Source organism: uncultured Deefgea sp. (assembly GCF_947072475.1).
Taxonomy (GTDB): Bacteria; Pseudomonadota; Gammaproteobacteria; order Burkholderiales; family Chitinibacteraceae; genus Deefgea.
The window spans coordinates 1-14291 of the sequence record NZ_CAMTIA010000026.1; the positions used below are offsets into that span (position 1 = coordinate 1).

The 14291-nt window shown below is 49.0% G+C and carries 14 protein-coding genes; 11 read left to right on the top strand and 3 right to left on the bottom strand.

Going from position 1 to position 14291, the window contains the following annotated elements; translation table 11 throughout:
• The 8 genes from Q0V82_RS09855 to Q0V82_RS09890 form a co-directional block, all read left to right on the top strand.
• Positions 1-410 (top strand): hypothetical protein (locus Q0V82_RS09855; RefSeq protein WP_297575274.1); only part of this gene is annotated, 410 nt, incomplete at its 5' end.
• Between the two features lie 22 nt (positions 411-432).
• Positions 433-984, top strand: a complete 552-nt coding sequence (locus tag Q0V82_RS09860) for a DUF3304 domain-containing protein (RefSeq protein ID WP_297575276.1) — start codon at positions 433-435, stop codon at positions 982-984.
• Positions 985-1006: 22 nt separating this feature from the next.
• The gene (locus Q0V82_RS09865; protein WP_297575278.1) at positions 1007-1558 is read left to right on the top strand and encodes a DUF3304 domain-containing protein; all 552 of its coding nucleotides are present in this window, start codon (positions 1007-1009) and stop codon (positions 1556-1558) included.
• Positions 1559-1802: 244 nt separating this feature from the next.
• Positions 1803-2318 (top strand): DUF4123 domain-containing protein, encoded by a 516-nt coding sequence (locus Q0V82_RS09870; RefSeq protein WP_297575362.1) that lies wholly within the window; start codon positions 1803-1805, stop codon positions 2316-2318.
• 23 nt (positions 2319-2341) lie between these two features.
• Complete coding sequence (locus tag Q0V82_RS09875) at positions 2342-3079, top strand: DUF3304 domain-containing protein (RefSeq protein ID WP_297575280.1); 738 nt, start codon at positions 2342-2344, stop codon at positions 3077-3079.
• The gene (locus Q0V82_RS09880; protein WP_297575282.1) at positions 3076-3594 is read left to right on the top strand and encodes a hypothetical protein; all 519 of its coding nucleotides are present in this window, start codon (positions 3076-3078) and stop codon (positions 3592-3594) included. The genes Q0V82_RS09875 and Q0V82_RS09880 overlap by 4 nt, the downstream gene beginning before the upstream one ends.
• A complete protein-coding gene (locus tag Q0V82_RS09885) occupies positions 3594-4325 on the top strand; it encodes a DUF3304 domain-containing protein (RefSeq protein ID WP_297575284.1) in 732 nt (243 codons plus the stop codon). Before Q0V82_RS09880 ends, Q0V82_RS09885 begins: the two co-directional genes overlap by 1 nt.
• Positions 4322-6385 (top strand): DUF2235 domain-containing protein, encoded by a 2064-nt coding sequence (locus Q0V82_RS09890; protein WP_297575286.1) that lies wholly within the window; start codon positions 4322-4324, stop codon positions 6383-6385. Before Q0V82_RS09885 ends, Q0V82_RS09890 begins: the two co-directional genes overlap by 4 nt.
• Before the next feature lie 114 nt (positions 6386-6499).
• On the opposite strand, the gene tssA is transcribed toward Q0V82_RS09890, so the two are convergent.
• Positions 6500-7621: a type VI secretion system protein TssA gene (gene tssA, locus Q0V82_RS09895; RefSeq protein WP_297575288.1), complete on the bottom strand. Its 1122-nt coding sequence runs from the start codon at positions 7619-7621 to the stop codon at positions 6500-6502.
• Positions 7622-7825: 204 nt separating this feature from the next.
• On the opposite strand from tssA, the gene tssF reads away from it, so the two are divergent.
• The 3 genes from tssF to Q0V82_RS09910 all read left to right on the top strand — a co-directional run bounded on the left by tssF (position 7826) and on the right by Q0V82_RS09910 (position 11330).
• The gene (gene tssF / locus Q0V82_RS09900; protein WP_297575290.1) at positions 7826-9685 is read left to right on the top strand and encodes a type VI secretion system baseplate subunit TssF; all 1860 of its coding nucleotides are present in this window, start codon (positions 7826-7828) and stop codon (positions 9683-9685) included.
• The gene (tssG, locus tag Q0V82_RS09905) at positions 9649-10668 is read left to right on the top strand and encodes a type VI secretion system baseplate subunit TssG (protein WP_297575292.1); all 1020 of its coding nucleotides are present in this window, start codon (positions 9649-9651) and stop codon (positions 10666-10668) included. The genes tssF and tssG overlap by 37 nt, the downstream gene beginning before the upstream one ends.
• A 206-nt stretch (positions 10669-10874) precedes the next feature.
• Positions 10875-11330 (top strand): acyl-CoA thioesterase, encoded by a 456-nt coding sequence (locus Q0V82_RS09910; RefSeq protein ID WP_297575294.1) that lies wholly within the window; start codon positions 10875-10877, stop codon positions 11328-11330.
• 320 nt (positions 11331-11650) lie between these two features.
• Here the strand turns inward: Q0V82_RS09910 and Q0V82_RS09915 are convergent, their stop codons facing one another.
• Entirely contained in the window at positions 11651-12559 is a 909-nt protein-coding gene (locus Q0V82_RS09915) for an ankyrin repeat domain-containing protein (RefSeq protein ID WP_297575296.1), read from the bottom strand.
• A gap of 81 nt (positions 12560-12640) precedes the next feature.
• Positions 12641-14287, bottom strand: a complete 1647-nt coding sequence (locus Q0V82_RS09920) for a sensor domain-containing diguanylate cyclase (RefSeq protein ID WP_297575298.1) — start codon at positions 14285-14287, stop codon at positions 12641-12643.
• Positions 14288-14291: the final 4 nt, after the last annotated feature.

Genomic DNA, 14291 nt, shown 5'->3' on the forward strand with positions numbered 1-14291 from the left:
CGATTGCTAGCAGAAACTTAAGCGTCACGGTGGTGGAGCGGCTGAGCCCTTACGTTAATAGTTCTGGCGGGATGAATCTAGAGGTTAGTAAACCAATGGCAGGTGGTGGTGGGACGGTGTGCTGCGCCTCGATTTTTCCGATTTTAGTGCCTTACAAAATGACAGTTCAATGGACACGAGATGGTGAAAAATGGTGTGAAATTGAAGCAATGCTTTCAGGGCCTATTCCGGCTAAACCAGAAAATTTGAATGTCCATTTTTATCAGGATGGGCATGTAGAGATCGATGTGACTGATGATTATGTCGAGCCACGCTTGAAGTTAGAACGATTTAATGAGGCTCAACGTCATGAAAATGGCAATGTAGTTAACGACGAGAAATTTGCGAGGTGTCAGATTGGCCGCCCCTAAACTCAGATTGCAAGGCAGGACGATGAATCTATTGACGGCAGCCTTGCTACTGCTGGCCGCAGGCCTATTTCAAGGCTGTGATCCCAGTTGGGAATTGCAGAGCCCTAAAAGTACACCCACCACTGTGGCTGCATCTGGCGTTGAGGTGCGTACTCAGGTGAATGGTTTGGGAGTTCATGGGTATAACTATACCGATACGGCTATTTATTATTTTTCTGTTGGCGTTTCTGGCGGTATGAATTTAGAAGTTAGTGAACAGGGCGATTCTGGTAGCGGTACAGTTTGTTGCGCCTCGGTTTCTCCCATTCTTATTCCCTACAAAATGACGGTACAGTGGACGCGGGATGGTGAGAAATGGTGTGAGTTAGAGGCGACACTCACTGGGCCAATTCCGGCAAAGCCCGAATATTTAAATGTCCATTTTTATCAAGATGGGCATATCGAGTTAAGTGTCAGCGAAGGAAGTGAAAACCGTTTTCCTAGACTTGAACGATTTACTTATGCTCGACGCTATAAAGACGGCAATGTAGTTAACGACGAAAAATTCGCGAGGTGTCAGATTGGCCGCCCCTAAACTCAGATTGCAAGGCAGGACGATGAATATATTGACGGTAGCCTTGCTACTGCTGGCCGCAGGCCTATTTCAAGGCTGCGAGCCCAGTCGGGGATTGCAGAGCCCTAAAAGTACAACCACCACTGCCGCAGCATCAGGTGTTGAGGAGCGTACTCAGGTGAATGGTTTGGGAATTCATGGGTATAACTATACCGATACCGCAATTGATCATTTTTCAGTTAATAGTTCTGGTGGTATGAATTTGGAAGTTAGTGAATTTGGAGATGCAGGTGGGGGAACTGTTTGCTGCGCGTCGTTCTCACCGATTCTCGTTCCTTACAAAATGACCGTTCAGTGGACGCGGGATGGAGAGAAATGGTGTGAGTTAGAGGCGACACTCACGGGGCCCATCCCGGCAAAGCCCGAATATTTAAATGTCCATTTTTATCAAGATGGGCATATCGAGTTAAGCGTCAGCGAAGGAAGTGAAAACCGTTTTCCAGACTTGATACGCTTTAGCCGAATACAACGTCATGAACATGGCAATGTAGTTAACGATGAGAAATTTGCGAGGTGTCAGATTGGCCGCCCCTAAAATGCAGCAAAAAGGCAATACTTTGCAATACAGCGCAGGCCTGAGCACGGCCAAACTTGCGACCTCATCTGTGAACCAAAGGGGTCATAGTCAATTGATTTTCAGCGGTTTTTTAATTCATGTTCGGTAAGCGTTGGGCTTCGCCTGTAGGCCAAGTGGTGCGGTAGAGAGTGGAAATAAAGAAATCAATTGACTCTGGCCCCATTGAATTGGTCAGCGTTTAGATCTGGAAGGTGAGGTCAGTCTGTTTACGCCGTTGCCACTGCAAATCTTGGCTGAGGTCGCGCCGGTATTGATGCCATTAAATCGGCAAGGAGATTTAACGGTACAACTATCCAATTTATTGGCGCATTGCAGCGCTCGGCCCATGCTGAGCTTTATCGCTCTTGAGACGCCAGTAGAGCATTTGGTTCATGCATGGCGCAATGTGCATTTGGTCAAAACCAGCGACGATGAGCAATACTTGCTGCGCCTCGCCGATACGCTGAACGATTTGCTGGATCTGGCACAGGCCGATGCGATTTGGGATTACCTGCTGCATGATGAGCCAAGTCTATTGCTCGCTATCTCGCGCGCGCAAACGGCGCATAACTGGCAGCTGATTAGTCAATACGCCAAGGCGCAAGGCTTTGACTATGGCTTGCTGATTGCGATGTGCCGCGATGCTATCGCGCAGAGCGACGCACCAATGACGGCAGCACAAATTTCCGCGTTGGCTCTGCCGTATCAGCAGGATGAACTAGAGGGTGCTGAAGTTTAGTTCAAGCAGAATGAATTGTTTAATTGGTATATCTCTACAAGCTAAGGTCAATAATGCATACAGTAATATCCCCATGGGGTGTATTTAAAAAATGGCTGCACGTCATTGCGTTGGCACTGGCATGTGTCGGGCTCAGTGGCTGTGAGCGTTTTCAAAGTGGGGTTGCACCAGATCCAAATGCACCTGTTGGCGCTTATGTCGATGTGATCAATTACAACTACGACCGCACGTATCAATACACCATGAGTGATTTAACCCAGCCAAATGCCCCCGAAATTGGTGGCGGGATTGTGGATTTACTAGCCTCGGGCGGTAGCGCCAATTGCTGTATCAGTCTGCCCAAGGTATGGCGCCCAGGCTTAAAGGTGCGGCTTGATTGGGGCGAGGCCGATTATAAGAAGGAAATTGCGCGGCATAGCCAAGAATTTGAAATTCCAAAATATGATCAGCCTGGGAATATGTATCTAACCTATCTGCCTGAAGGCAAGGTAGAGCTGATCGTCTCTAAAGTCGAGCCGGGGCACCCGAACTGGCCGGGCAGTATCAAACAAACGCCATGGGATTATTGCGTGGCTCAGCATGGGAGGAAGGATTGTAAGGAGGTGTTGCCGAAAACGGGGCTAAGTTTGAATGAAATGAAAGGTTTCTGCCACTTGGATGGATTAGAACCAGGACAGTGCGAGCGCCTCATTGCAAAATGCATTTCCGATTATGAAGATGCTGAGATGTGCAATAAATTAGTTTGGGAGAAGAGTGAATGAGTGCACTTCTAGCAGAAAAATGTAGAGACCAACCACTCGAACTTGTAGGTAAAGAAAAAATAATTGCAGAAACTAATTCACAATTGCCATCATCTAGCAGCTGCCAACGCGATGCCTTTCTCGGTCTGTTTTTCGACGGCACGAACAATAACAAATACCGCGACTTGCCCACAAACAGCGCCAGTAATGTGGCGCGTTTATTCGAGGCGTATATCGGCGGAGTCGCCACGCTAACGGCAACTTATGGCGGAAAACCTGATAAGCCACTTCTCGAGGGGGTAGCGGATGGGGTGTACAGTTTTTATCGCAAAATTTATATCCCCGGACTTGGGACGGGTTTTCCTGAGGTGAACGACCCCGGCGAGAATTTGAGCTGGTGGAGTAAGGTTAAGCAAAACAAAATGCCGACTTTGCAGGGTGATAAAACGCGGGGGTTGGCGTCCTGCGTGATACAGGAAATTAGTCTGTTAAATAAAATAAACATAAGGTATGTCGATAAAGGTCAATACCAATAATGTACTCAATCAAATACCTATTGATCATCACTATGAAAAGCATACTCTGTGCACTACTGGCGTTTGGGTGTTTATTGCTCAGCGCTTGCGATCAATCGCAAAGCGCGGCAGCGCCCGCACCGGACCCGAACGCGCAGGCTGGCGGTTATGTCGACGTGGTCAATTACAACCATTTGCGTAGTTATCGCTACACGCTGCGCGATTGGACGAATAAAAACCAGCAGGAAATCGGCGGCGGCATCATCTGGCCGCTGTCCGCCGGAGGTAATGTCAATTGCTGCATTCAATTGCCTAAGCAATGGCACGCAGGCCTGAAGTTGCGGGTGGACTGGCAGGAAGACGATCAGATCACGCGCAAGATGGTCGGCAACAATCTGACCGTGCTCGATGTGCCGCAATACAGCGAGCCGGGCAATCTGTACATCAGCATGCTGCCTGATAGCCAAATCGAGCTGGTCGTCTCTAAAGTCGAACCCGGCCACCCAGAGTGGCCCGGCAAAATCAAACAAACGCCGTGGGATTATTGTGTGGCGACTGCGGGGCGGAAGGCGTGTAAGGCGGCGATACCGAAGACTTTTAGCGTGGTTGAATCTAAAGGATTTTGTACGTATTTGAAGCGAATTGGGGAAGATATGGCTCTCTGTGATTCTGCAATGAGAAGTTGTATGGAGGGATTTGAGGATCAAGAACTTTGTACCCAAACGTTATGGGGAGAGGAGCGTCAAGAATGAGCGCATTACTAGCTGAGCGATGCCGTGAAGAACCGCTGGTGCTGACCGTGTCAGAACGTACGCTCCAAGAGAAAAATAGCCAACCAATTCCTGCCCATGCGTGCCAGCGCGACGCTTTTCTAGGTCTCTTTTTCGACGGTACGAACAACAACAAATATCGCGATCTAAGTGGCCGCTTTACCAATAGCGCCAGCAATGTCGCGCGGCTGTTTGAAGCCTTTAGCGGCAACGTGGCCGAACTCAAGCCCACCTACGGCGGCAAGGCGGACAAGCCGCTGCTCGTTGGTGTGGCGGACGGCAATTACAACTTCCACCGCAAGGTCTATATCCCGGGTTTGGGTACTGGGTTTAGCGAGGTCAATGACTCAGGCGAAAACCTGACAAAGGAAGAGCGGGGTCAACGCGGAGCACGTTACGCGGCAGGAGGCGACAAAATGCGCGGACTCAGCATGGCGCTGTATGGTGAGGATCGCATTCGCTGGGGCTTACTACAGGTACTCGAACAGATACATAGGATGTTCAAAGGCAAGGAGCTCAATTCTGCACAACTAATCACCCATTGGTGCACACACTCGCAGGGTGATTCATTGGTCGTCGCGGCGCTAAAAATCAATGATGTCATGCGTAGCCTATTGCAACTGAGCGAGGCGTTGTCGGAAAGTTTTGACGATTTTTTTGTGCAATCGCTTAAATCTTTGGAAGCTGCATTAACCCCTAGCGATAGAAAAAAAGTCCGCACCTTGCGAATCTCGATATTTGGTTTTTCACGCGGCGCGGCCGAAGCCCGCGCATTTGCAAATCGGCTCCAGAAACTGGCTCCCAATCATTTAGGTGGCATGCCGTATCAGATCGATTTTCTCGGGATTTTTGATACCGTGGCATCGGTCGGACTGGCGAATCTGACGCCGAGATCGGACGGGCATATGGCGTGGGCGCACCCTGATGCGCTGAAAATTCCGAGTAGTGTACGTCGTTGTGTTCACCTCGTTGCCGCGCATGAAGTACGGCGTTGCTTTCCACTCGATGCACTCGGCAACTCAAGCAATCGGTGCTTGGAGGTTGTCTATCCCGGCGTACATTCGGATGTTGGTGGCGGCTACCCACCACGGGACCAAGGTCGCTGCAAAGAGGATGCTGACAAAATTTCGCAAATCTCGCTGGCACACATGTACCGCGAAGCACGGATGATGGGCGTCCCGCTGGCGGCATCAACTGATATGCCACCAGCAGTTGCTGAGTTGTTTGCCGTAGCCCCTGATTTACGTACGACCTTTAATGCTTATATCGAACGCACTCAATGTGGTCCACAAGACACGGCCAAACAGATTCAGCAGCAATACAGTCATTATCTGGCTTGGCGCAAGTATCGTTTGAACGACATCATTCCCAAAACTTGGTTAAGAGGTGCCGATACCGAGATTCAGGATCTTTATGATGTAAAGCAGACGAACGAGATTTTGCAAAAAATAGAATTGGATGGGCAGCAGCGCTCGTTTCATAGCACTGGTTTAGCGATATGGAAAAAGGCCCAGCTTGACCCTAATAAAGACAAGGCGATTATTGACCTATTTGATTTATATGTTCATGACTCGCGCGCTTGGTTCAAACTGGCAGGTGATACTGACGATGAATGGTTTGGCGGTGGTAAAGCCGCAGATGGCAAGGCTCGGCCGAGCAAACGTGAAAAAGCACGCGTCGCGTTATTAAAAGAAAAAGAACGCCTAGAACGTCAAGTCACGGCCGACAAAGCCGCTAGTGCTCCTTCTGCTGATGGCGAAAATAGGCGGCTAATGAGAATTGCCTCAAGTACTGCCCGACTTGCTGCAATTGATAAAGAACTCAAAGACGGGGAAGGCCAGCCTTTGGTGAATGGCGGTGTTTCATCGCAAGAAAACGTCGATTTTACGAGTAGTAATCTATTAGGAATTTATGGCGCAGGGTATTTAACAATGCGTGATATCTATCCTGATAACGTGCCGGCCAAAGCTAGCAACTACATCAAACCCAAAACAGAGTCGACCAGCAGCGGCAGCTCCTACCCCGCCAAACTACAAGGCTAATTGATGAATAAAGGCGAGCAGTGTGTAGCCTTTATTCATCAAGTCACGTTACAAATTTAAGCGTGGTATAGGCATGCAGAGCATAGGTCAACTTGTCTACATGCCTATACACCATTAATCCCGCCGAATATCCAACAATTCGTTCAATTGCCCCAGCGTTGAGTCGTCTTTGATCACTGAGCTTAGCCATTCTTCCAAACTCATTTCAGCCCATTTTGCTGCGCGTTCGGCCAGTAGCGCGACGGGGCTGTGTGGTTCGTGTTGGCGGAAGTAGCGGGCGACTTCTTGCAATTGGCGCACAGCGTCGGTGCGGCTTTGGATTGGGCCTGGCGCAGCGGCGCTGTTGGTGTAGCTTGGTTGTGGCGCAGGGTGTGTTGGTGCAGCGGTGTTAGGCATATTTTCAATCACTTTAGAGGCGATCGGGGCGGTGAGTAGGCTGCCGGTATTCGCGGCGGGGGCGGGTGTGGGCTCGCCCCATTGCAGGCGTAGTCGGTTAACGACGTCGAGGCAATCTTTGAGTGCGTTGCGTAGTTCGGCAAGACCGGGGGCGGCATTAGCAAAGCGTTGGTCAATGCGATGATCAAAGGCTTGGTAAGCGGTTTGAGCCGAGGTGAGCTGTTGCTGCAATTGGCTAAACCAAGCTGGACCGCTGAGATTGACGCTTTTGTTAAATACTTCGCCCGATAATTTGCCCTCCGCAATGGCGGCCTCTTTGGCTTGATCATCTTTAAGCCCTAGATTTTCTACGTCACGCGATTCTTGCCAGTGATGCCAGTGATAGCCGCCGTGATTGGGGTCGGTGATGGCGACTTCACGTAATGCCATACCAAGCTGGGTATTGCACCATTCGAATTTGCCAATGCGCTCGTCCAGATCGTCTGGGTCGTATTCGGGGTAGCCTGTTTCCCAATATTGCTCAAGCATGCCGTCTAGTAGTTGCAATGCCCACTCTGCCCCTGCAAACCCGCGCGTTTTGACGAGCGCTTCTGCATACCAAACGGCAAGCTGCAGGTCTTTGCTTTGTTGGCTTAAGCCTTGCTCGCACAACTGAATGACTTTATTCCAATCCGCCGTTTTGAGTGTTTGTCCCCAATCACCTTGCGATAGTGTTGGATCATCGGCGCGGCGTGCTTCGCGGATTTGATCAAATAGCGGTGAGTAGGCTAGATCTTGACCGGCGATGTGATCTGGGTGGATCGGGGCGAGTAGGGCGCTGAGCTTTTCAGGGTAAGTCATATTCGTTCAATCACTCTTTGCAACGGCGTAAAGTAGGTTGGCAGTAAAGGGTAGCAAGTCAGTTGCGTGAATTGTATTGCCACCGTAAATGTCTTTAATATTACTCGCTAACAAGTAATAATGTCAGCAGTACGAAAATTAATGGCGTGATTGTGTTGATTATTTTCGGCTTTTATCTCTGAAGTGTCTGGAAAACTGTGTCGCATGTTAGATTCATTATTGCCGTATTACGAGCGCGAGCTTAGCTTGCTGCGTGAATTGTCGGGTGAGTTTGCTCGACGTTATCCTAAGATTGCTGGGCGTTTGCAGTTAGAGGGGGATCAGTGTGAAGATCCGCATACTGAGCGTTTGATTGAATCGTTCGCCTTTTTGGCGTCGCGAATTCACAAAAAATTAGACGATGAATATCCTGAAATTGCCGCTAGTTTTTTAGATGTGCTGTATCCGCATTATTTGCGGCCCATTCCCTCGTCGAGCATTGTGCAGTATGAATGCGACCCTGAACGTCCCGAAATCGCCAAGCGCTATACCATTGCGCGCGGACAAGCAGTGCATGCTCCGGCGATTCAAGGTGTAACGTGCAAATTTCGTTCGTGTTATCCCGTTGATTTGTATCCGTTGACGTTAAATCGCGCCAAAATTGAATTAAGCAGTAGTTCTCCTCATCTAAGACGTATTGCTCCAGATGCCGCCGCGATTCTCACCATCGAGCTCAATACCCATGCAGGCTTGCCGATCGCAGAGATTGATTTGCAGTCGCTTCGCTTTTTTTTGGATGGCGAGCCTGCGTTAATGCATTTGGTGTATGAGCTGCTGCTGGCCAATACCTTGCGAGTTCGTGTTGGCGACGGTAGTGAAGATCCGGCAATCACGCGTGAATTACCCGCTTTAGCTTTGCAGCCGGTGGGGTTTGCGCGGGATGAAGGGATGCTCGAATACGATGAGCGATCTTTTTTGGGTTACCGTCTGCTCACTGAGTACTTCAGCTTTCCAGATAAATTTTTGTTTATTGAATTGCAACAGTTGGCGCCCATTACCCGTGCTATTCGTGGCAATAAACTCATTATTCAGTGCTTGATTGAGCGTTGGCCAGACACCGAGCGCCATGCGCGCTTATTGCAACATTTGCAAGCGTCGCACTTTAAATTGGGCTGCACGCCGATTGTGAATTTGTTTGTGCATCAGGGCGAGCCGATTCGGGTTACCCATCAAAAAGCCAGTTATCCCGTTGTGGCCGATGCGCGTAAGCAGCAAGCTTTTGAGGTGATGCAATTGCGCCGCGTGGTACGGATAGAAAAAACCGGTAGCCATGAAAGTAGTGATGAAGTGCTGCCGTTTTATGCGATACGTCATGGCGTTGATCAAGGCGGGCCTCAATTTTATTGGCATGCCAGCCGCGAAGCATCGCCAAGACCAGATGATAAAGGCACTGATTTAGAGCTGCATTTGGTGGATTTGGATTTTAATCCCGTTCGCCCAGCAGCAGAGGTGTTGAGTATCGAAATGCTGTGTAGTAATCGCGACCTACCGGACATGATTCCATTTGGTGGCAATCAATCAGGGGTGAATACGGATTTTTCTTTGCCGGGGCATTCGGTGGTGAAACGGGTTCGATTGCTGCGTAAACCCACAGCTAGTTTGCGCCCACCGCAAAAGCGCGGTTTGCAATGGCGTTTGGTGTCGCATTTGTCGCTCAATTATTTATCGCTGATTGAGTCGGGAAGAGGCGCTTTGCAGGAAATGCTGGTGCTGTATAACCAAACCGATTCGGCGGTCAATACTAAGCAAATTCAAGGCATCGCGGCGATTGCTAGTGCGCCTGCCGTGACGCGAGTACTGGGGCGTGATTTTGCCGGATTTGTTCGCGGTACAGAAATCACGCTGACGCTGGATGAAGAGTATTACGTTGGCGGTAGCATTTATTTATTTGCCAGTGTTTTAGAGCGATTTTTTGCGCTGTATTGCGCCCCCAATAGTTTTACTCGCTTACGCGTTAATACCAAACAATACAATGGGGAGGTAGCAACATGGCCAGCTCGAGCCGGCGAAGCCCTCGTCATTTAGACAACGAAATTCACGCCGATCCTAGTCAATATCGTTTTTTTCAAGCGGTACGGATTCTGAATCTAAGTGCAAAAAAGCGTAAAGAAAAACGTAACCCCTTACCTGAGAAACTGCGCTTTCGCACTTTGGCCAATTTAGCGTTTCCGGCTAGCGAGATGACGCGTTACCGCGCTTTAGAGACGCAAGATGGTGTGCTCAATGAGTTAGAAGTCGCCTTTATGGGCTTGACTGGACCGAGTGGCGTGTTGCCAACCAGCTATACCGAGCTGCTGATTGAGCGCCGTCAGCAGTTTCGAGACCCAACTTTACATGCATTTTTAGATATTTTTAGCCATCGCTCGATTGCGCTTTTTTATGGAGCATGGAAGAAATACCGTTTTTGGCTTCAAGTTGAAAATGGTGAGCAAGATGGTTTTAGTCGAAATTTGCTTGATTTGGGTGGCATGGGCTTGGGGGCTTTGCGGGCGCAAATGGGCCAAGATTTTTTGCAAAATGAAAGCTTATTTATCTATTTTGCCGGGTTGTTGAGTCAAAAACCGATGTCTAGCCAAGCAATAACGACTTTAATCGAAGGGTTTTTTGGCTTTCGCGCTGAGCTGGTGCAGTTTGCTGGGCAATGGATGAATTTGCCTGAGTCTGAGCAAACGCAATTGGGCGGTGCATTTTGTGAGTTGGGCGTGTCGGCCTTTGCGGGGGATCGGGTGTGGGATCGTCAAACGAAAGTCAATTTGCGTTTGGGGCCGTTGCGTTTGGCTCAGTTTAATGCTTTGCAGCCCGATAATGCCGGCGCACAAGCGCTGCGCGCATTACTTAAGTTTTGTTTGGGTCATGGGCTGGCCTGTGATGTGACCTTGATCCTTGATCGACGTGATGTACCGAGTCTTAAGCTAGTGAGTGATCAACAAATTCGTTTGGGTGGCAGCTGCTGGATGGGCGAGTTGGCGCAAGATCCAAGTGATATGGCGTATTGTTTGCTGGCTTAAGTCGCTTGGGGGGGGGCTGGGTGTGGTCATGGGTTATGGCGGCATGGAATGCTGAGCGCTGATGCCGATGGTTGATGCTGGGTTGGCAGAGCAGGTTGGGCGATCGTGTTGCTTTTGTTTATGATTTAAGCTCTTGGTTTCATGGGGTATACCGCTAGCTACTTTTTCAATGTTAAGCTAGGCGTATATACCTTGAGGTTTTGATTATGCATGACGGTCCAAAGCATCAAATCAGCATGACGGTGTTAATGACGCCGGATATGGCTAATTTTTCGGGCAAGGTGCACGGTGGTGCTTTATTAAAGCAGCTCGATCAAGTCGCTTATGTGTGTGCCAGTCGCTATGCGGGCGCGTATGCGGTGACTTTGTCGGTGGATCAGGTGATTTTTAAGCAGCCGATTCATGTGGGTGAGTTAGTGCATTTTTTAGCCAGTGTGAACTACACCGGTCGCACTTCGATGGAAATTGGCATTCGGGTGGTGGCAGAGAACATTTGCGAGCAGACCGAGCGCCATACCAATAGTTGTTATTTTACGATGGTGGCAATGAATGCCGAGGGGCAATCGCTGGCGATCGAGCCTTTAACTCCGGCCGATGATGAGGCGATGACGCGCTGGGAACAAGCCAAAGCACGTCGTGACGTGCGCTTGTTGAAAAAATAAGTCGTGTTTTAGACATTTAACATTGTTTTTGCCATCAAATCGGTGCGATTTTTGCTTGAAACAAGGCATGAAACGCGCCACATCGTCATGCGATGGCTGCGCTGCGTAAAGCAGACGCGGGCTAAACGTAAAGAGTCTAAGCCGTAATGCCGTTCACTTAAGCCAAGTGAGCGGCATTTTTTTCCTCTATTTCATTGCTGGTGTCGCTTTTGACGCAAAGGTACAGAGAAAATCAATCGAAAAGCCCTGAATTTCCTCCGCGCCTCTGCGCCTCTGCGTCAGGTTTTCAGGGCTTGTCGTTAAGTGAACTGTATTTGAGTCTAGGCCGAGATGGACTGCTGTTTCAGCAATTGCCGGATGGCCAGATTGGGATGGCGCGTGGCCAAATCAAAAGCACTGCATTGTTCTCGATTTAATAGGCGGGTATTTGCTTGATGGTGAATTAATACTTGGCATACGTGCACATACCCTTGCGCAATAGCCTTGTGCAGTGCCGTGTCTCCAGCGGCATCTTGGGTGTTGAGCGCAACGCCAGCATCCATCAATTGCATTAAAGCATCACGCTGCCCACGTGCGGCAGCTTGGATGAGTGGGGTTTTTCCGGCGTGGCTACTGAGATTGGCATTAGCGCCATGCTCGAGTAAGAGCCGAATCACTTCGGCGTGCCCATTGGCGGCGGCCCAGTGAATTGCGGTATAGCCGCCGCTATCGGCCAGATCGGTTTGGGCTTGATTGGCTAGTAGTAGGCCAACGCAGGCCAGATGCCCAAACGATGCTGCCCAAATGAGTGGCGTCTTTTGGTGGTGATCGCGCGCGTCGATTTTCATTCCGGCTTTTAAAAACAACACTAGCTTTAACGTCTCGCCGCGCTCAGCCGCCGCAAAGAAGCTTTCTAAATTAAAGGCAATGCCGCAGGCGTTTAAGTGATTGCGTGCTTGCTTCACATGCTCCCACACGTCTGGCGCATCGGCGTCGCTAAACCCTTGTTTTTTTTGTTCGCACGCTTGAATTAAACGAAAGATTTCTGAAATCACAACAGCAGAAAAACCTTGGCGATTGCCGCGTTGATCGATGAATAAAGAGCGTAAGTAATCTTCAAATTCAGCGCTACCCGATGCTGCAGCAATTAAATCGTGCAAATGCGGGTGTAGTTGTGCCAAATGATGCGGGTAGTCTGATTCTTGTCCGTTAAGTAATTCAAGCAATTGCGGGTTCACAGCGTAGTCCATTGAGCGAGCGTGCCATGCGGGTGGCGAAATAAACCCGCTATTTTAACGGTTTCAGCAGCCATCGTCACACAATACATCGATCTAGTTGGCAGAGTAAGGTGGCGTTGGGTTTGCGTTGGTGGGCTGCCCTAAAGCGGGGTTGATCTGTTGTGCCGGCGGTTGTGGTGTTAAGCAGTGGGGGCTGCCATAGATGCAAAAGCCATTGCGCCCAGAGCGCTTCACTTGGTACATGGCTTGATCGGCTTTGTTAATCAGCATATTGCTGTTAGTGCCATGCTGTGGTGCTAGTGCGATGCCGATGCTGGCACCAACGCGATCAAACAGCGCATTACCGATCTCTATGGGTAAATTAAGGCTCACAATCAGCGCTTGTACCATCGCTCTAAGTTGTGAGACGTCTTCAAAATAGGCCGCAATCATAAATTCATCGCCGCCTAAGCGGGCGATTAAATCTTCGTCACGGGTGAAATGTTGCTTCATACGGCTGGCGCATTCTTGTAGCACTTTGTCGCCAGCTTCATGGCCATACGTATCATTGATGTATTTAAAACGGTCTAAATCAATCATAAAGATCGCTAGCTGATTTTTACTGGCAATGGTGTTGCTGAGTAAATGCGCTAAGATTTTTTCGCTGGCATGGCGATTATGTAAACCGGTGAGGTGGTCATAATCGGCGCTGCGGCGCATTTGTTCTTCGCGTTTTTTTCGGTCGCTAATGTCATAAATTAAACACTGGTAATAGGGCATATGGGCGTCGTTATAACTGGCAGAAATAATCACGTGTAGCCAATCATTACACGTTTGCAGATCGTTCGCCGTGGCTTGATTGCGCTCTAAGCTGGCATAGATTTGCCCCCAAAAACGATAGGGTTGGGCAAATAGGCGGTCTATCCATTGCCCGCTGATTTTGGCTTGGGCATGAATGCTTTCGCCAAGTAATTTAGCAAACGCTGGGTTGGCTAAGATGAGCCGACCCGATTCATCCAGTAAACCAATGCCGACATTGGCACTTTCAAAAATGCCTCTAAATTGCTGTTCCAGTTTACTAATTTGCGAGCGAAGTTCGCGCTCGGCATGAATGACGTCGCTCACCATATTGAGTAGATAGTTTATGTGGTGCGTGAGTTGAATTAATTCATCATATTCTTTATTGCTTAACTGAGGCAATCGATCATCGGTGGCTAGTTTTATGGTTTGTAATCGACTTGATAATTGAGTGAGTGGCCGACTTAATTTAAAAAAAACCACGATGTAAACCACCAAGCCAATTAATAAAGACAGAATAAATAAGGAAACCGCCGTGTCGATTGAGCGAGTTTGGGCACGCTGGTCCATTTCGGAAGTATTTATTTCTAAGGTTAAGTAACCGGCGATATTACGTTCATCCAGTGGCTCATACAGCGGTAATCTTAATGCGGAATCATTGGATTTTTTCCCCGCCGCGATCTGTAAATCATTGTGACCATTAATATTGGCGTGGCGAATCAGCGGGGTAAGAATCAAACTATTAACCACATCGCTGGCGATTTGTTGGTTGCCGCTAAATGCCGCGACGGCGGCAGTTTTTTCAACTGCGGCCATGAGGTTTTTTATATCTAAATAGCTGTGTTTGATTTCATTGGCGTAATTGATTTTATAAATAATAAAAGAAGCCAGCGACGCCACTAAAATCGCACACAGTGCGATGGTCACAGAAAGTTTGTAATGAATGGTTTGTCGAAAAGCCATATTG